Consider the following 18,048-nt stretch of genomic DNA (forward strand, 5'->3'; position numbering starts at 1 on the left):
CGCAAGGCATTGGAATCAACCGCCATCGCTGCTTTCGGTGATCCGTAACGGACCGAACCTTTGTAGCGGCCAGTACCGCCAGACCGCCGTGCCCAGAACATTGGTTTCCGGCAGTGATCCCCAGAGGTGGGAATCAAGGCTGGCATTGCGGTTGTCCCCCATCACCCACAACTGATCCGCCGGCACGGTGATCGGGGCCATGGCGTAGTTGATCGGTTCCGCCAGCCAAGGTTCTGTAGCTGGTTCGCCGTTGCGGAACAGCTTGCCGTCGTGCACGTTCAGCTGATCGCCAGGAAGCCCCACCACCCGCTTGATCAACGCAGCTGATGCGTCATAGCCAGCGGCCACGAGCTGCTCCGGCGGAGCGAACACCACCACATCGCCCCGGTGCAGATGGCCGTGGCGGCTGCGTGCCAGACGGGGCCTCACCTTTTCCACGAGGATGCGGTCCTGCAGCTGCAGGGTGGGCAGCATCGAGCCGGAGGGAATCCAGCGTGGTTCCACCACCAGCCAGCGCAGTAGCAGTGCCAGCAGTGCCCAAAGAATCAGATTGCGCCAGAAGCCCTTGCTGTCTTCTCCTGGAGCGGGTGTCGTGGGTTGGGTCATCGTTGACCGAAGATCACACCAGCCTGGCCTGCTGCACTGACCATCGCTCGCGCCAATTTGCAGGCCGCCCTCACCCTGCTTGAGGCGTTGTGCCTCCAGGGGCTGAAGCAGCTGGTGCTCTGCCCCGGCAGCCGTTCCGGCCCCCTGGCAACAGCGGCGGGCGTGCTGGCGTCCCAGGCGAAGCTGCAGTTGGTCACAGCGATCGATGAGCGCTCGGCCGCCTTTCTGGCTCTCGGCATGGCGACCGCCCATGGACGTGCCGTGGCGGTGGTCACCACCTCCGGCACCGCGGTGGCCAACCTGCTACCCGCTGCGGTGGAGGCGGACCGCTCCTGTCAGCCCTTGCTGCTGCTCACAGCAGATCGCCCCGCCCGGCTCAAAAACTGCGGTGCCAACCAGACCGTCAATCAGGAATCCTTTCTGCTCTCGGCCTGCCGCTGGTTCGGCAGTGGAGCGGGGGCAGGTGTCCATGCCCAGTCAAACGATGCCCTCAACGCCCTGGCGGTTCAGGCCTGGCAGCAAGCCCAGGGCGCAGGCACTGAGCCGCCAGGACCGGTTCACCTCAACATGCCCTTCGAAGAGCCGCTGCACACCACTCTCGAGCAGCAGCAACAGCTGGTTTCGGGTGCATGTTCAACCGTGGCTTGCCCTGAGCATTCGGCCGAGATTGGGCCTGCGCCTCACCTCGATCCCGAGCGCCCGGGGGTTGTCATTGCTGGCCCCTGGCGTGGACTCACGCCTTCCTTGGAGGCATATCAACAGGCGCTGCATCGCTGGCTGAACCTCAGCGGTTGGCCTCTGCTGGCCGATCCCCTGGCAGCTCTGGCTTCTGAGTGCCCCAACCGCATCGAGCACTGGGAGCTGCAGCTTGATCGGCTGAATCTCCCTGACGATGCTCAGCTGCTGCGGCTTGGGCCGATGCCCGCAAGCCGGCGGTTGGAGGCCTGGCTTCAGCAGCATCAGGGCCCCCAACTGTTGATCACCGAAGGGGATTCAAGGCCGCTGGATCCCTTGCAGACGGCCCGCCAATGGTCGGGGGGCATGGCCGCCTGGATTGCCAAACAGCCCGTTCTCGATCAGCAGAGCAAGCCGTCGGTTGGGACCAATGACCTTTCACGGTGGCTTGAGACCCATCTGCCCTTGAGCGGCGCAGTCAATGAGCCCGCTCTGGCCTACTGGCTTCCCCAGCTCCTGCCGGAGCGGTTGCCGGTGATGCTGGCCGCCAGTTCGCCGGTGCGCGACTGGTTGACCTGGGGTGGCCCAGTCAGCGGCCGTCACCGATGCTTCAGCTTCCGCGGGGCCTCGGGAATTGACGGCACCTTGTCCCTCGCCATGGGTCTGGCGACGAATCTCGGTCCGCTGGCTCTGGTGACCGGGGATCTGGCGCTGCTGCACGACAGCAACGGCTGGCTGCATGCCTCGTCCGCTGCGGAAGCTCCGCCATTGCTGGTGCTGCTGATCGACAACGGGGGCGGCGGCATTTTCCAGCAGTTGCCCATCGCTACACGGGCCTTCGAATCACTCTTCGCGATGCCCCAGCAGGTGGATCCCCTGGCCTTGGCGGCGGCCCATGGTGTGCCTGGTCGCCAGGTGGCCTGTTTGGACGACCTGGAGGAGGCTTTGGCCTGGGGCTTGTCGCAGCAGCGTCCGGTGTTGTTGCGCTTGTGCACCGACCGTGAACGTGATGCCGCCCTGCGTCAGCAGCTGCGCGCCGCTGCTCAGAATGAACGCACCGAGCTCGGAACCCGATGAGTGACATGCGTCAGGTGCTCCCCGGTGCGCCAACAGCGCAATGGACACCGTGGGGCACCTATCAGGACATCCTCGTGGACCGTTGCGCGGACGGCCTGGCTCGCGTGGCCATCAACCGCCCCGCCAAGCGCAATGCCTTCCGTCCGCAGACGGTGATGGAGCTCTGTGATGCCTTCACGCGCATCCGGGATGACCGTGACATCGGTGTGGTGCTGTTCACGGGGGTTGGCCCGGCTCCTGATGGTGGATATGCCTTCTGTTCCGGCGGTGATCAGAGTGTTCGTGGCGATGGTGGTTACGTCGGTGAGGACGGCCTGCCGCGCTTGAACGTGCTGGATCTGCAGCGCATCATCCGCAGCTTGCCCAAGGTGGTGATCGCTCTGGTGGCGGGCTATGCGATGGGCGGCGGCCAGGTGCTGCATCTGCTCTGCGACCTCAGCCTTGCCGCCGACAACGCCGTGTTTGGCCAGACCGGACCCAAGGTCGGCAGTTTTGATGGCGGCTTTGGTTCGGGCTATCTGGCTCGTGTGGTCGGCCAGCGCAAAGCGCGCGAGATCTGGTTTCTCTGCCGCCGTTATGGCGCCCAGGCGGCCCTGGAGATGGGGCTCGTTAATGCCGTGGTGCCGTTGGATCAGTTGGAGGCGGAGGGGGTGCGTTGGGCCCGGGAGGTGCTGCAGCACAGCCCCACGGCCATCCGTTGCCTCAAGGCCGCATTCAATGCCGAAACCGATGGCCTTGCCGGGATTCAGGAGCTGGCCGGCAATGCCACCCATCTCTTTTATCGAACCGAAGAAGCCGTGGAAGGCCGCAATGCCTTCCTTGAGAAGCGGTCTCCGGATTTTTCCGAGACAGGCTGGTTACCCTGACGGGAATGCTTCCTCTCCCCCCGCCGGAACCGCTGGCCCTGCTGCAGGCGGCGGCTGAGGATTCCGTGACGGCAGACCTGGCTTCACTGCCTCAGGATCTGCGGAGCAACAGCAGTCGCCATGTGGTGATGTTGCGCGGCCGTCGCCGTGTCTTTCTGCTCGACAACGGCAGGCTGCGCAACGCCTTTCCGGTGGCCATCGGAATGCCCGGCTGGGAAACCCCCACCGGACGCTTTGAAGTGCTTCAGAAGATCCCCAATCCGGTGTGGGTGCATCCGGTGAGTGGTGAGCGGGTGGCGTAACAGGGGGCCAACAATCCCTTGGGCAGCCACTGGATCGCCTTCCATCGCGATTGCCGCGGCCGTGATGCCCATGACGGCGATGCCTGGATCACCATCAAGGGATGCACCACCACGGGGTTCCATGGCACCCCCCACCGCTGGACGGTGGGACGGTCCGTTTCTCATGGCTGCGTGCGGCTTTACAACGAGGATGTGCGTGCCCTGTATCGCCAGGTGTCGCTTGGAACTCAGGTGACGGTTCTTCCCTGACGGAACAGATTCCTAAATTCCCCTTAAAGTCGCCGCGCCAACGCCGATCTGAGACATGCGCATCCTCTTCGCTGCAGCGGAATGCGCCCCGATGATCAAGGTTGGAGGGATGGGCGATGTTGTTGGCTCTTTGCCCCCGGCATTGGCCAAGCTCGGCCACGACGTGCGCCTGATCATGCCGGGCTACGCCAAGCTCTGGAGCCGCCTCAATGTGCCGGCGGAGCCGATCTGGCGGGCCCAGACCATGGGCACCGAGTTCGCCGTCTATGAAACGAAACATCCCACCAATGGGATGACGATTTACCTGGTGGGTCACCCGGTGTTCGATCCGGAGCGCATCTATGGCGGTGAAGACGAAGACTGGCGTTTCACCTTCTTTGCCAGTGCTGCTGCCGAATTCTCCTGGAACGTCTGGAAGCCCCAGGTGCTGCATTGCCACGACTGGCACACCGGGATGATCCCGGTGTGGATGCATCAGGACCCTGACATCAGCACGGTGTTCACCATCCACAACCTCAAGTACCAGGGTCCCTGGCGCTGGAAGCTCGATCGGATGACCTGGTGCCCCTGGTACATGCAGGGGGATCACACCATGGCCGCTGCCCTGCTCTACGCCGATCGCGTCAATGCGGTGTCGCCCACCTACGCCCAGGAGATCCGCACGGCGGAATACGGCGAAAAGCTGGAGGGTCTGCTCAACTTCGTCTCGGGCAAGCTGCGCGGCATCCTCAACGGCATTGATCTGGATGCCTGGGACCCAGCCACCGATCGCTCCCTGCCGGCGAACTTCAGCGCCGACGATCTTTCCGGCAAGGCGGTCTGCAAGAAGGTGCTCCAGGAACGCATGGGGCTGGAGGTGCGGGAGGACGCCTTCGTCCTTGGCATGGTCAGCCGCCTGGTCGACCAGAAGGGAGTTGATCTGCTGCTGCAGGTGGCTGATCGGTTGCTGGCCTACACCGACACCCAGATCGTTGTGCTGGGCACCGGCGACCGGGGGCTCGAATCCGGGCTCTGGCAACTCGCATCCCGTTACCCCGGCAAGTGCGCCGTCTTCCTCACCTATGACGACGACCTGTCGCGGTTGATCTACGGCGGTAGCGATGCCTTCCTGATGCCCAGCCGGTTTGAGCCCTGTGGCATCAGCCAGCTCTACGCCATGCGCTACGGCTCAGTGCCCGTTGTTCGCAAGGTTGGTGGTCTCGTTGACACAGTTCCGCCCCACATCCCCGCTGCCGACAGCGGCACAGGCTTCTGCTTCGATCGCTTCGAACCGGTCGACTTCTACACAGCCCTGGTGCGGGCCTGGGAGGCCTTCCGCCACCGGGACAGCTGGGTCGAGCTGCAGAAACGCGGCATGAATCAGGACTACAGCTGGGATCGTTCCGCGGTCGACTACGACCTCATGTACAAGGACGTCTGCGGCATCAAGGAACCCACCCCGGATGCTGCCCTGGTGGAACAGTTCTCTCAGGGGCAGGCTGCTGATCCTTCCCGTTCCGAGGGGCAGACTGAAGAGGCCAGGGTTCCTGCTGAGGTGACCTCCGCCGGCCGGAATCCCCTGAATCGCCTCTTCGGTCGTCGATCCAGTTGAGTTTGAGCGAGCCCGCCCGATCCGACTCCCCACCTGAGGCTCGTTCCGAGCTCCAGGGGGTGGAGCCATCAGGCAATCTCCCGGCTCCCTACGTCAGCCCCTGGCAGGAGTTCGGCCGCAACCTGCAGGCGATGGCCGCCGATCTTCGGCTCAGGGGTCAGGAACTCTGGCGCCGCAATCGAGAGGGTGAGCTTTCGGTGCCAGGCTTCTGGCCCCGGGATCTGGCCCCCAGCTTCTGGCCACTGCTGCTGTTGCTGCTGCTGCTGCTTCCGCTTGCTGGGATCCGCTTCTGGCAGGACCATGCCCGCCCTGCGCCGCGTCCGGAGCCGGTCATGGAGCAGCTGACGTCTCCCCTTGAGCTCCCTGTGCCGGAGCTGATCCCAGCCCCACAGCCCATGCTGGAGGAGCCATCCCCTCCGCCGGAAGCTGTGGATGCGGAGCCGGCCTTGGAACCATTGGAGCCGGAGCAGCCCCTCCAACCCCAACTCAGTTTCGATCCGCTGTTCGAGTTGTTTCAGGACAAGGCCGTCCCGGAAGGACTGCTCCGTTCAGCCAAGCCCGTTCCGGAGCAGGACCGCTTGCTGTTGGAGTTGTCTGTTGACGCTTGGCAGCAGTTGTCTCTCGATCAGCGCCAGAGCCTCGCCTCCAGCTGGCTTCAGTCGGCGTTTGAGCTGGATTACGCCAGTCTTCAGTTGGTCAATGAACAGGGCGATCTGCTGGGGCGGTCAGCTCGGGTTGGGGGCGGCATGATCCTGTTTGACCTCGGGTTGGTGGGATGACCCTGACGCTGCGTCAGCTGCTTGATGCCTGGGGAACGCCGCAGGGCGGCAGCTTTGAACCCAATGCCCCTGTGGGACGGGTCTGCACCGACAGCCGACAGCTTCAGCCGGGTGATTTTTTTGTCCCCCTGGTGGGCGAGCGCTTCGATGGTCATCACTTTCTTGCCCAACTGCCTGAACACAAGGTTCAGGCTGCTGTTGTGAGCCGCAGCTGGACTGAAACGTTGCCTTCGGGCCTGTTGCATTGGCGGGTGGACGACACACTGCTGGCCTATCAACAGCTGGCCTTGCTGCATCGCCGTGCCCTGGCCAAGCCTCTGGTGGCGGTGACGGGCTCAGCCGGCAAAACCACAACCCGGGAGTTGATTCGAGCGGCATTGGCTCCGCTGGGAGCGATTCAGGCCAGCGAAGGCAACAACAACAACGATGTCGGCGTTCCCCTCACCGTTCTGGGCGCCACCGCAGCTGATGCGGCTCTGGTGATTGAGATGGGCATGCGGGGGCCTGGGGAGATCGAGCGTCTCTCCCGCTGCACCGAGCCGGATCATGCGGTGATCACCAACATCGGCACGGCCCACATCGGTCGTCTCGGCAGCCGTGAAGCGATTGCAGCGGCCAAATGTGAAATCACGGCTGGGTTGCATCCGAAGGGAACCGTGGTGATTCCCGCCGGTGATCCCCTGCTGGAGTCGGCTTTGGCGGCGGTGTGGTCCGGCCGCGTGCTGCGCGTGCGCCTGGCTGACGATCCCGAGGTCGAATCCGATCTGGTTGGAGACATCAACGGCGACCAGTTGCTGATCGATGCGGATCGTCTCCCGCTACAGCTGGAGGGACGCCACAACGCCCGCAACCTGCTCTTGGCCGTCGCTGTTGCAGACCAGTTGGGCGTGTCCCGCAAGGCGTTGCAAGGCATGCAGGTGACGGTGCCGGGCGGACGCAACCGACGCCTTCAGCAGGGTGGTTTGACACTCCTCGATGAGACCTACAACGCCTCGCCTGAGGCGGTGTTGGCGGCTCTTGAGCTGCTGGCGGCGCAACCGGGGCGACGTTTTGCCGTGTTGGGGACCATGCTCGAGCTTGGGGAGCGCAGCCTGGAGCTGCATCAGGAGGTTGCCGCCCGCGCCGTGCATCTGGGCCTGGATGGTCTGGTGCTGGTGGATGGCGGTGCGGAGGGCAAGGCGATGGCTGAAGTGGCGGCTCCCCTGCCCCACCTGCAGCTGGTGTCGCATCCCGAAGACGCCGCAGCGCCCCTGGCCGCCTGGCTGAACTCCGGTGATGTTTTGCTGCTCAAGGCCAGCCGCGGTGTCGCCCTGGAACGGTTGATTCCGCTGTTGCCACGCCTCTGAAAAGGCTGGACTAAACCTTTCGTTCCGCCCAGGCGTCCTTGGTCATCTGGCGGGCGCGACCGATTGCCAGGGCGCCATCCGCCACATCCTTGGTGATCGTTGACCCGGCACCGATGGTGGCGCGTTCACCGACGTTGATGGGGGCCACCAGCACGGAATTGGCACCGGTTTTGCTGTTGCTGCCGATCACGGTGCGGTGCTTGTTCACCCCGTCGTAGTTGGCGGTGATGGTTCCGGCCCCCACGTTGACCTTCTCCCCCAGTTGGGCGTCGCCGATGTAGCTGAGGTGGTTCACCTTGGTGCCAGCCCCCAGCTGGCTTTTCTTCACCTCCACAAAGTTGCCGATGCGGCAGCCATCACCGACATCAGCGGCCGGCCGCAGGTGAGCAAAGGGACCGATGGCAACGTCATTGCCGACGTTGGCCTCTCGCACCACAGAGTGCACCACACTGACATTGGTCCCAACCGACGCGTCCTCGATCAGGCTGCCGGGGCCGATCCGGGAGTTGTCGCCGACCACGCAACGGCCGCGGAAGTGGGTTTGCGGTTCGATCACCACATCGCGGCCGAAACTGCAGCCTTCGCTGAGGGTGCAGCTTTCGGGATCAACGAAGGTGACCCCTTCATCCATCCAGTGGTGGCGCAACCGTTGCTGCAGCAGGGCTTCGCACTGGGCCAGTTGCCGCCGGTTGTTGATGCCGTTCACCTCATCGGCATCGGCCACCTCCAGGTGCATGGCCTTCGGCAGCATCGCCACCGTGTCGGTGAGATAGAGCTCCCCCTGATCGTTGTCGGTGCTGAGCTTCGGCAGAACGTTGGCCAGGGCTGTCCAGTTGAAGCAGTAGATCCCGGCGTTGGTGAGGTTGTTGCTGCGTTGCTCGTCTGTGCAATCGCGATGCTCAATGATGCTGCTCACCTGGCCCTCGGCATCGGCGAACACACGCCCGTAACCGGTGGGATTCTCGAGCCGTGCCGTCAGCAGGGTGACATCGGCACCGCTGGCCCGGTGCTGTTGCACCAATGCGTCGACGGTTTCACGTCGCAGCAGCGGTACATCGCCGTTGAGCACGAGCAGTTCCCCTTCAAAGCCCTGCAGCGATGGGACCAGCTGTTGCACCGCATGGCCCGTGCCGTTCTGGGGCTGCTGCAGAACAAATTCCAGGCCTCCGAGCGGTGCCAGCTGCTGCTCCACCCGTTCGGCTTGATGCCCAACGATCAGCAGCCGCCGTTCCGGTTTCAGGTTGCCGGCACTGGCGAGCACCCGTTCCACCAGGGTGGCTCCCGCCAGCGGTTGGAGCACTTTTGGGAGTGCGCTCTTCATGCGGGTGCCTTTTCCAGCGGCCAGTACGGCTACGGCAAGCATGCGGAGCGAGGGGAAGACGGGCGGAATCTACCGGGCTCAGGACGGACTGTCCTTGCGCCAGCGCCTTTGCCAGACATTGGTGGGTTCATAACCGCAATGCTCCTGTTCAAGGCGGCGGCGCTCAAGGATGTCTTCAGCTGTGGCGTTGCCCTGGGGATCACGAAATGGCACGGCCGCCCGGGTCTGCAGGTGTTCCCACTCCATCGCCGAGAGCTGGCGCCAACCGGGGCCGTCCAGAGGACAGGCGGCGTCAGCAGGCGTGGCCATGGTGCCGCTGCTCCATCCCACCCGTTCGCCCGGGGCCGGCAACAGGGAATACAGGCTCAATCCCGCCCGCTTCAGGCTGCCCCGCACCGCGGCGGAACGGCTGTAGGTGAGCAACCGTCCCTGCGGAGCCAAGCGCTGCGCCAGCGCTCCCAGGAATTCCTCGCTCCACAGTTCCGGGCAACGCTGGGGGGAAAAGGCGTCCAACAGCACCAGATCAAAGCGAACGGGCTCGGGAATCTCCTGGAGCATCGATCGGGCATCGCCCCAGAGCTGGATCCCTTGGCTGTTGGGTTCTTGCCAGTTGTTGGGTTCTTTCCAGCAGCCGTGGTCGCGAATGGCTTCAAGCTTCGCCAGCACAGAGGCTGACCAGAGGGATTGGAAACTTGCCTGCTCCAAGGCTTGTTCCAAGGGCCGGCGGTCCAGCTCAAGCCCCCACCACTGCAGCTTCGGCCCTGCCGTCGGCAAGGCTTCCAGCACAGCGGCCGTGTTGTAGCCGAGCCCCAGGCACACGTCCAGGATCCTTAAATCAGAGCCGCTGCTGAAGCGCTGCAGCTCAGCGGGTTGGACGAACTTGGCCCGGGCCTCATTCAGGGCTCCCGCCGAGTTGTGAAAGGCCTCGCCGAAGTGATCGCTGTGCAGGCTGAAGCTGCCATCCGCCGTCGGATAGACGTGGAGCGCACCGAGCTCAGCAGCGGAGCCGTTCAAGTTCGTCCCAGAACGAGGGATACGACACGGCTGCAGCTTCGCTTCTCGCCAGGCTCGAGTTGCCGTCGGCGAGCATGGCCGCCACGCCGAGGCTCATCGCCACCCGGTGATCGGTTTCGCTGTCCAGCACGGCTCCCTTGAGCGGTCGACCGCCGCGGATGGTCATGCCGTCCTCATGCTCATCAATGTCGGCACCCATGGCCTTGAGCTGACGCGCCATCACCGCCAGCCGATCGGTTTCCTTCACCCGCAGTTCAGACGCTCCACTGATCCGGCTTTCGCCCTCGCAAAAACAGGCGGCGACGCTGAGGATCGGCACTTCATCCACGAGGCGGGGCATGATCTGCTCGCCGAAGTTGAAGGGCTTCAATGGGCCGTGGGTCACCCGCAGATCGCCCACCGGTTCGCCCGCCACGTCGCGGGGGTTGAGCACCTCGATCCGGGCACCCATCTGCTCCAGCACCTCCAGGATCCCGGTGCGTGTTGGATTCAGCCCCACGTTTTCGATGGTGAGATCGGCACCTGGAATCAGGGCTCCAGCCACAAGCCAGAAGGCCGCCGAGCTGATGTCACCAGGGACCACCACGTTCTGGCCCTGCAGGGTGGCGCCGGGACGCACGCTGATGTGCCGTCCCATTTCGCCGCCAACGGTGAGATCAGCACCGAAGGCCTTCAGCATCCGCTCGCTGTGATCACGGGACTGGGCCGGTTCGATCACCGTGGTCGGGCTCTCGGCCGTGAGCGCAGCCAGAAGCAGGGCTGATTTCACCTGAGCACTGGCCACGGGCGTGCCGATCACCGTTCCTTTCAGCTGGCGCCCCTGCACCGCTAGCGGCGCCAGGTTGCCCCCATCACGGCCACGCACTTCCGCACCCATTGAGGCCAACGGTTGGCCCACCCGACGCATCGGGCGGCGGCGCAGGGAGGCATCGCCATCCAGCACGAAGTGGCGACCGTCGCGGCCCGCCAGCAGGCCCAGCATCAGTCGCATCGTGGTGCCGGAGTTGCCGCAGTCGAGCACTTCTGCTGGCTCCTGCAATCCGTCCAGGCCAACCCCTTCAACGGTGACGATGCCGCCATCGGTGATCGGGCTGATGCTGACGCCCATCGCCCGCAGGCAGGCGGCGGTGCTCAGGGGGTCTTCGGCCGGGAGCAGACCATCAATGGTTGTGGTGCCCTCTGCGATGGCGCCGAACAGCAGCGATCGGTGCGAGATTGATTTATCGCCTGGAACCTTCACCCGTCCCTGGAGGGTTCCTCCGGCCTTGAGCTCACGAGGGTCGTCGGATTGGCCTGTGCCGCTCAAGGTTGTTTCGTCGTTGGGCTGATCCTATTGGCCGGTCTTCAGGCCCTGAATCAGGCGATCGAGGGCATAGCCGAAGAGGCTGGGGTCGGGGTCTTCGTTGCCGAGGCCCTCCAGACCCAGCTCGGCCCAGCGGTCGCTGACCCGCTGTTCCAGATCCGCCGGACGGCTGAGGGGTTCGCCCCATTCGTGATTTTTCTCAGGTCCCACCTTGGTGGTGGCATCAATGGCCAGTCGTCCCCCCAGGCCCAACTGCTCGCTGGCGAAGTCCAGGGTGTCGAAGGGGGTGTTTTCCAGGGTGAACAGGTCGCGCTGGGGATCCACCTGGGCCGCGATGGCCCAGACCACCTGACGCGGGTCGCGCACGTTGATGTGACTGTCCACCACAACAACGAACTTGGTGTATGTGAATTGCGGCAGGGCACTCCAGAAGGCCATGGCAGCACGCTTGGCCTGCCCCGGATAGGCCTTGTCGATCGAGATCACCGCCAGCTTGTAGCTGAGCGCTTCCATCGGCAGGAAGAAGTCGGTGATCTCTGGGATCTGCTGCCGCAGGATCGGCGTGTAGATCCGGTTCAGCGCGATGGCCAGCATCGCTTCTTCTTTGGGAGGACGGCCGCTGAAGGTGGTGAGAAACACCGGATCCCGCCGTTGGGTCATGCAGTGGAAGCGCACCAGAGGTGAGTCCTCCACACCGCCGTAGAACCCCATGTGATCCCCGAAGGGGCCATCCGGCAGCACTTCACCGGGAGTGATCGTTCCCTCCAGAACCACTTCGCTGTGGCTGGGCACCTGCAGGTCGATGGTTTTGCAGGGGGCCAGACGAACCCCTTCTCCGGCATAGATGCCTGCGAACAGCCACTCGCTGAGTTGCACCGGGATCGGTGTGGCTGCGGCCATCACCAGCAGCGGGTGCACGCCGATGGCCACCGCCACCTCCAGCTTCTTGCCCATGGCGGCTGCCTTGCGCAGGTGGCGGGCACCACCGCGCACGCTCAACCAGTGCACGGTCATCGTGTTCACCGACTGCTTCTGAAGCCGGTAGACACCCACGTTGGGGACACCGGTTTCGGGGTCTTTGGTGATCACCAGTCCAAGCGTGATCACGCCCCCGGCATCCCCTGGCCAGGGCCGGACCAGGGGGATGTTGTCGAGATCAACCTCATCGCCACGGAACACCTGCTGACGACAGGGGGGGGTGAGGTCGCGGTCGGGCTTGGCCTTGACCAGGTCCCAGAAGACCCGGGCGAACTGTTTGGTTTCCTCCAGGCCTTTGGGGGGGCGTGGTTGCTGCAGCAGGGCCAGGCGTGACCCCAGCTCCTCCAGCTGCTCGGCCCGTTCGAGGCCCATGCTCCACACCACCCGTTCCACGGTGCCGAGGGTGTTGACGGCCACCGGCATCGACGAGCCGATCACGTTCTCGAACAGAAGAGCGGGCCCCCCTTGGCTCAGCACCCGGTCGGCAATGGCCGCCAGCTCAAGGTCGGGGTCCACTGGTGCTGTGATCCGGCGCAGCTGGCCGCGATCCTCGAGCAGCTTGAGGAAGCCCCGCAGATCTCGGGTGGCCGGACCGGATTGGAACAGGGCCATGGGATGACGGTCTCGGCGCAAGCGGTCTCGGTACTGTGTCGCACGCCGGTGTTCAGCGTGGCCATGCAGATCTCCTACTTCCATGTGCCGGCAGAGATGCCGCAGGACCTTCGCCCCGATGCGGCGGTGGTGATTGATGTGCTGCGGGCCACCACCACCATTGCCTGGTCGTTGCACAACGGCGCCGAGGCGGTGCAGGCCTTCGCCAGCCTCGACGATCTGCGCGCTGCGGCAGCGGCATGGCCTGCCGATGCGCGGCTGCTCCTTGGTGAGCGCGGTGGGCAAATGCTCGAGGGATTTGACCTGGGCAATTCACCCGTTGCCGTGACGCCGGAGCGGGTGGCTGGCAAGCGTCTGTTCATGAGCACCACCAATGGCACACGGGCGCTTGATCGTGTCCGGGAGGTTCCTCTGCTGTTAACGGCGGCGTTGCCAAACCGTGAAGCCGTGGCCCAGCGCTTGCTGGCGAAACAACCCACCCACGTGGCGATTGTCGGCAGCGGTTGGGAGGGGGCCTATTCCCTCGAGGATTCCCTGGCCGCTGGTGCCTTGGGCCATCGCTTGCTGGAGCTGGATCCCACCGGGAGCTGTGCCGCCAACGACGAACTCACAGCAGCCGTCTCCCTCTGGCGTCAGTGGCAATCCGAACCAGAGGCTTGTCTTCGCACGGCAACCCATGGTCAGCGCTTGATTCGCCTTGGCGATCACGATGCGGATTTCCGCTGCTGTGCTGGCCTCGATCAGCTCAGTGTCGTTCCGACACAGGTCGAGCCTGGGGTGCTTCGGGCGGCCTGACCCTCACTAAAGTTCGCTCATCTGATCAGTGCATGTGAGCGACTTCCTGGCGGCTGCTGTCCAGCTGACGAGTGGTCAGGACCCGGAGCTCAACTTCAATGCAGCTGAAGAGCAGATCGATTTGGCTGCCCGCCGTGGGGCAGAGCTGATCGGTCTGCCGGAGAACTTCGCTTTCATGGGCGAGGACAGCCGGCGCCTGGAGCTGGCTCCCACCCTGGCGGAGCAGAGCAGTCGCTTCCTGGTGACCATGGCGCGTCGCTATCAGGTGGCGCTGCTGGGTGGTGGCTTTCCTGTGCCGGTGGGTGATGGATCGCGAACCCTGAACCGCGCTGAGCTTGTCGACCGTGACGGCATGCTCCTGGGCCGTTACGACAAGATTCACCTCTTTGATGTCGACCTGCCGGACGGCAACACCTACCGCGAGTCGGCAACGGTGAACCCAGGCAGGGATCTGCCTCCGGTCGTTGAGATTCCTGGTCTCTGCAAGGTGGGGCTGTCCATTTGCTACGACGTGCGGTTTCCTGAGCTTTATCGCCATCTCGTCGGTGCCGGCGCAGAACTGTTGATGATTCCTGCGGCATTCACGGCCTTCACCGGAAAAGACCACTGGCAGGTGCTTTTGCAGGCCAGAGCCATTGAAAACACGGCCTATGTCCTCGCTCCGGCTCAGACCGGTGTCCACCATGGTCGCCGTCAGAGCCATGGTCACGCCCTGGTGATTGATCCCTGGGGAACGGTCCTCGCGGATGCGGGTGTCCAGGCGGGTGCCGCCATTGCTCCGGTGAACACCAACCACCTCGGTCATGTTCGGGGTCAGATGCCGAGCCTTCGGCACCGCCAACCCACGCTGTTCTGAGCGCCATGGCTCCGGCCTCGTCCCGACGGATGGCCTGGCTTCTGGCCGCAGCCCTGCAGTGCACGACCTTCACCCAGGCGTTGCCTGCCCGAGCCGCGAGTGCCTTGGCCGCCTGGGCCTTCACCGAGGAGGGGGTGCTCAAGCTGCGCACCAGCCGGAACGCTCGCTTGGAGGCATTTTTTCAGGCTGCTAGCGATGGCCGCGGCACCCGGGTCTGGATTGACATTCCAGGTGAGCTGAGATTCCCGCGGCGCCTGGCGGGGCGCGGTGCCGTTCGTGAGATCCGGCTGGGCAAACCCCGCGCGGGTGCCACCCGTCTGGTGGTGGAATTCCGCCCTGATGTGGATCTCAACCCCAACGATCTGCGCCTGCGTGGAACCGCTCCGGACCGTTGGGAACTGGTGTTCACAGGCCTGCCCACCCGGGGCTTGGATGATTTCGGTGAAGGCGACCTCAGCGGTCGTGCCACGGCCTGGCTCCCACCGGGTGGATTCCGTTCCACCCGCACGCCGGTGGATCCTTCCGGGCTGCCCACCGTGGCCCGCAACCGTTATCGCATCGTGATCGACCCCGGTCATGGCGGCCCTGATCCGGGGGCCATCGGCATCGGCGGTCTGCGCGAGACCGACGTGGTTTTGGATGTGTCGCTGCAGGTGGCCGACCTGCTGCGGGCGAGGGGCGTGGACGTGCGCTTGACCCGCACCCGTGAAGTGGATGTGGACCTGCCGCCGCGGGTGTCCCTGGCAAACCGCAGTGGGGCCACGGCCTTCGTGAGCATCCATGCCAATGCCCTGAGCATGAACCGCCCGGATGTGAACGGGATCGAGACGTTCTTTTTCTCGGACCCCCGTTCTGGACGCCTCGCGTCCTATCTGCAGCAGCAGATGATGGATGTGTCCCCCGGAACACCGAACCGCGGCGTCAGACGTGGTCGCTTCTTCGTGATCCGGCGCAGCACCATGCCTTCGGCTCTGGTGGAGATGGGATTCGTCACCGGGGCGATAGATGCGCCGCGTCTGGCCAAGGCCGACCATCGCCGCCGCCTGGCCTTGGCCCTGGCGGCCGGCATCCTCAACTACCTCAAGCAGGAGGTGCGATGACGAAGCAACTGCTGGGGTTCTTCGACAGCGGCCTCGGTGGCCTGACGGTTCTGCGTCGGGTGCTCGAACGCCATGGCCCGGTGCCCTGCGTGTACCTCGGTGACACGGCCCGGGTTCCCTATGGCAACCGTCAACCGGATGACATCCGGCGCATCGCTGCAGAAGTGGTGGGTTGGTTGCGCGACCAACAGGTCTCCACGGTGGTGATGGCCTGCAACACCACCAATGCCCTGGCGAGGGATGTGGCCGAGGGACAGGCCGGGGTGCCGGTGATCGGTTTGATCGGCGCCGCCGCCGCGATGGTGGAAACGCGCCGTGTTGGCGTGCTGGCCACACCAGCCACCGTGGCCTCCTCGGCCTACCGGGCCAGCATCGAAGCGCTTCATCCTGGCTCGGTGGTGATCGAGCAGGCCTGTCCTGCCTTTGTGCCTTTGATCGAAGCCGGCGAGATGAACAGCGACGACCTGCGTCGTGCGGCCCAGGCCTATCTCGAACCCCTGCTGGCAGCCTCCGTGGACTCGATCGTTCTGGGTTGCACCCATTACCCGTTATTGGTGCCGCTGTTGCGTCAGCTGCTGCCGGAGTCGGTCCAGATCATTGACCCGGCCATCGGCGTGGCCCGTCAACTGGATGCCGTTCTGGGGCCACCGGTACGCATCTCGCCGGCCTCAAGGCCCTTTTCCCTGGAGAGCTGCCGGTTCTGCGTCACCGCAGACCCCGATGGCTTCGCTGTGCGCGCCACCCCCTGGCTGGGCCAGCGGCCTGCCGTCAGCCTTCAGCTGCTGCAGGACTGAGCGTGGGACCACTAGGATCGCGGCGCCGAGGGGAGTCATGAGCACCGTTACCGAGCTACTCCAACCGGTAGAGACAGATCTTGAAACCCTGCTCGGAGACCTTCGCAGCCTGATCGGGGCAGGTCACCCCATCCTCCAGGCCGCTGCCGAGCATCTGTTCAGCGCCGGTGGCAAGCGGTTGCGCCCCGGCATCGTTCTGCTTCTGTCGCGGGCTCTGTCCCCTCAGGGAGAGCTCACGCCCCGCCACCGCCGCCTGGCTGAGATCACTGAAATGATCCACACGGCCTCGCTCGTTCACGACGATGTGGTGGATGAGGCGTCCACCCGGCGCGGGGTGGACACGGTCCACAGCCGGTTCGATGCCCGCGTTGCCGTTCTTGCCGGCGACTTCCTCTTTGCTCAGGCCAGCTGGCACCTTGCCAATCTCGATGACCTCGACGTGGTCAAGCTGCTCAGCCGCGTGATCATGGATCTCGCGGATGGGGAGGTGAAGCAGGGCCTCTACCGCTTCGACACGGCCCAAACCTTTGAGACCTACCTCGAAAAGAGCTACTGCAAGACGGCATCCCTGATTGCCAACAGCTGCCGTGCTGTAGGCGTGCTCAGCGGCTGCTCGCCCTCCCAGCTCGACAGCCTCTATCAATTCGGTCGCCAGTTGGGCCTGGCCTTCCAGGTGGTGGATGACATCCTTGATTTCACCGGGAGCGACCAGCAGCTCGGCAAGCCGGCCGCCAGTGATCTCGCCAGCGGCTACCTCACCGCGCCCACCTTCTATGCCCTTGAGGAGCATCCATCGCTGCAGCCGTTGATCGATCGCCAGTTTTCCGAGCCCGGTGACCTGGACAAGGCACTGGAGATGGTGCGGGCCTCCAAGGCGATTGAACGCACCCGTGAGCTGGCGGAAACCTTTGCCCGCGAATCCCGGGAATCGATCGCTTGGTTGCCGGAGTCTGCGGCGCAACGCGCCTTGATGGAACTGCCGGACTTTGTCCTCAGCCGCCTGTACTGAGCAGCGACTTCAAGCCAACAGCCTCCACACAACAGCCAGGCTGTTGATGGCACAGGGGTTTGTCTCCAGGTCGGGTTGGTCTGAGCCCTTGGGGCTCACGAGCCAGACCTGACACCCAGCGCCAAGGGCTGATTGGCTGCCGGCCTGGGAATCCTCCAGGGCCCAGCAGTTGCTTGGGTTGAGCCCCAACCGGTGGGCAGCAAGTCGAAAGGGTGCGGGGTCGGGTTTGCCCGCGTTGAGCTCGGGATCGTCGCCGTAGACCCGTTCCTGGATCAGCTCCAGCCAGGGATGGGGTGCTGCTTTGAATGCAACGGCCTCGCTGCTGCTGCTGGTGACCAGTGCCATGGGGATGCCCCGGTTGTGGCAATGCGCCACCAGCTCCTGCGCGGCAGGCATCGGGGCAGCATCCGGAAGCAGGGCACGCACGATCGGCTGCTGCACCGCCAACAGCGCATCCGCGCCCACCGGTTTCGCCAGCCATGCATCCACCTGGGCCGCACAGTCGAGCCGGCGACGGCCCTTCAGCTGCATCAACTGGGCCTCGCTCAGCTGGGTGCCGAAGTGGGCCGCGGCTTCCCACCAGCCCCGGCCATGCAGCGGCTCGGTGTCGAGCAGAAGCCCATCCAGATCGAACAGGCAAGCGGCAGGTGGCAGTTTCATCCCGGGATGGCGATGCCCAGCTCAATCCTTTCGCATCGACTGCATCATCGTCCGACGGATTGATACGGGACCTGGATCAAGCGGGGTCCTGCTCCTTACCCTTCCAGGAGAAGCA

At 64.5% G+C, this 18,048-nt stretch carries 16 protein-coding genes and 1 pseudogene; 11 read left to right on the forward strand and 6 right to left on the reverse strand.

From position 1 onward, the window contains the following. Positions 1 to 15 precede the first annotated feature (15 nt). Entirely contained in the window at positions 16 to 606 is a 591-nt protein-coding gene (gene lepB, locus SynM161_RS05075; RefSeq protein ID WP_186542182.1) for a signal peptidase I, read from the reverse strand. A gap of 57 nt (positions 607 to 663) precedes the next feature. Between lepB and menD the strand changes: the two genes are divergently transcribed. From menD to murF, 6 genes and pseudogenes are all read left to right on the forward strand, one after another. Beyond that, positions 664 to 2,358 (forward strand): 2-succinyl-5-enolpyruvyl-6-hydroxy-3-cyclohexene-1-carboxylic-acid synthase, encoded by a 1,695-nt coding sequence (gene menD / locus SynM161_RS05080; RefSeq protein ID WP_186542183.1) that lies wholly within the window; start codon positions 664 to 666, stop codon positions 2,356 to 2,358. Then, on the forward strand, positions 2,355 to 3,224 hold the full coding sequence (menB, locus tag SynM161_RS05085; RefSeq protein ID WP_186542184.1) for a 1,4-dihydroxy-2-naphthoyl-CoA synthase: 870 nt from the start codon (positions 2,355 to 2,357) through the stop codon (positions 3,222 to 3,224). The genes menD and menB overlap by 4 nt, the downstream gene beginning before the upstream one ends. A 128-nt stretch (positions 3,225 to 3,352) precedes the next feature. Then, positions 3,353 to 3,775 (forward strand): annotated as a pseudogene (locus tag SynM161_RS05090) (L,D-transpeptidase). Between the two features lie 55 nt (positions 3,776 to 3,830). Continuing rightward, positions 3,831 to 5,366, forward strand: coding sequence for a glycogen synthase GlgA (gene glgA / locus SynM161_RS05095; protein WP_186542185.1), 1,536 nt, complete (start codon positions 3,831 to 3,833; stop codon positions 5,364 to 5,366). Further along, entirely contained in the window at positions 5,363 to 6,145 is a 783-nt protein-coding gene (locus SynM161_RS05100) for a hypothetical protein (RefSeq protein WP_186542186.1), read from the forward strand. The genes glgA and SynM161_RS05100 overlap by 4 nt, the downstream gene beginning before the upstream one ends. Continuing rightward, a complete protein-coding gene (murF, locus tag SynM161_RS05105; RefSeq protein ID WP_186542187.1) occupies positions 6,142 to 7,491 on the forward strand; it encodes a UDP-N-acetylmuramoyl-tripeptide--D-alanyl-D-alanine ligase in 1,350 nt (449 codons plus the stop codon). The genes SynM161_RS05100 and murF overlap by 4 nt, the downstream gene beginning before the upstream one ends. Before the next feature lie 10 nt (positions 7,492 to 7,501). Here murF and glmU read toward each other — a convergent pair whose 3' ends face one another. From glmU to SynM161_RS05125, 4 genes are read right to left on the reverse strand one after another with little or no spacing between them, the layout of a single operon-like run. Continuing rightward, positions 7,502 to 8,854, reverse strand: coding sequence for a bifunctional UDP-N-acetylglucosamine diphosphorylase/glucosamine-1-phosphate N-acetyltransferase GlmU (glmU, locus tag SynM161_RS05110; RefSeq protein WP_186542188.1), 1,353 nt, complete (start codon positions 8,852 to 8,854; stop codon positions 7,502 to 7,504). Positions 8,855 to 8,890: 36 nt separating this feature from the next. Then, complete coding sequence (locus SynM161_RS05115) at positions 8,891 to 9,826, reverse strand: tRNA (5-methylaminomethyl-2-thiouridine)(34)-methyltransferase MnmD (protein ID WP_186542189.1); 936 nt, start codon at positions 9,824 to 9,826, stop codon at positions 8,891 to 8,893. Next, positions 9,807 to 11,132, reverse strand: coding sequence for a 3-phosphoshikimate 1-carboxyvinyltransferase (gene aroA / locus SynM161_RS05120; protein WP_186542190.1), 1,326 nt, complete (start codon positions 11,130 to 11,132; stop codon positions 9,807 to 9,809). The genes SynM161_RS05115 and aroA overlap by 20 nt, the downstream gene beginning before the upstream one ends. Before the next feature lie 24 nt (positions 11,133 to 11,156). Beyond that, positions 11,157 to 12,719 (reverse strand): UbiD family decarboxylase, encoded by a 1,563-nt coding sequence (locus SynM161_RS05125; RefSeq protein WP_186542191.1) that lies wholly within the window; start codon positions 12,717 to 12,719, stop codon positions 11,157 to 11,159. Between the two features lie 63 nt (positions 12,720 to 12,782). Between SynM161_RS05125 and SynM161_RS05130 the strand changes: the two genes are divergently transcribed. The 5 genes from SynM161_RS05130 to sds are packed head-to-tail and all read left to right on the forward strand — an operon-like array spanning position 12,783 to position 17,273. Next, positions 12,783 to 13,514: a 2-phosphosulfolactate phosphatase family protein gene (locus tag SynM161_RS05130; protein ID WP_186542533.1), complete on the forward strand. Its 732-nt coding sequence runs from the start codon at positions 12,783 to 12,785 to the stop codon at positions 13,512 to 13,514. Between the two features lie 34 nt (positions 13,515 to 13,548). Continuing rightward, complete coding sequence (locus tag SynM161_RS05135) at positions 13,549 to 14,370, forward strand: carbon-nitrogen hydrolase family protein (protein ID WP_186542192.1); 822 nt, start codon at positions 13,549 to 13,551, stop codon at positions 14,368 to 14,370. 5 nt (positions 14,371 to 14,375) lie between these two features. Further along, positions 14,376 to 15,470 carry an N-acetylmuramoyl-L-alanine amidase gene (locus SynM161_RS05140; protein ID WP_186542193.1) on the forward strand — a complete coding sequence of 365 codons (1,095 nt, stop codon included), beginning with the start codon at positions 14,376 to 14,378 and terminating at the stop codon, positions 15,468 to 15,470. After that, positions 15,467 to 16,264 (forward strand): glutamate racemase, encoded by a 798-nt coding sequence (gene murI / locus SynM161_RS05145; protein ID WP_186542194.1) that lies wholly within the window; start codon positions 15,467 to 15,469, stop codon positions 16,262 to 16,264. Before SynM161_RS05140 ends, murI begins: the two co-directional genes overlap by 4 nt. Before the next feature lie 37 nt (positions 16,265 to 16,301). Further along, a complete protein-coding gene (gene sds, locus SynM161_RS05150) occupies positions 16,302 to 17,273 on the forward strand; it encodes a solanesyl diphosphate synthase (protein WP_186542195.1) in 972 nt (323 codons plus the stop codon). Between the two features lie 9 nt (positions 17,274 to 17,282). Here sds and SynM161_RS05155 read toward each other — a convergent pair whose 3' ends face one another. Further along, positions 17,283 to 17,933: an HAD family phosphatase gene (locus SynM161_RS05155; protein WP_186542196.1), complete on the reverse strand. Its 651-nt coding sequence runs from the start codon at positions 17,931 to 17,933 to the stop codon at positions 17,283 to 17,285. Positions 17,934 to 18,048 lie beyond the last annotated feature (115 nt).

This window comes from Synechococcus sp. M16.1 (assembly GCF_014279895.1).
Classification (GTDB): Bacteria; Cyanobacteriota; Cyanobacteriia; order PCC-6307; family Cyanobiaceae; genus Parasynechococcus.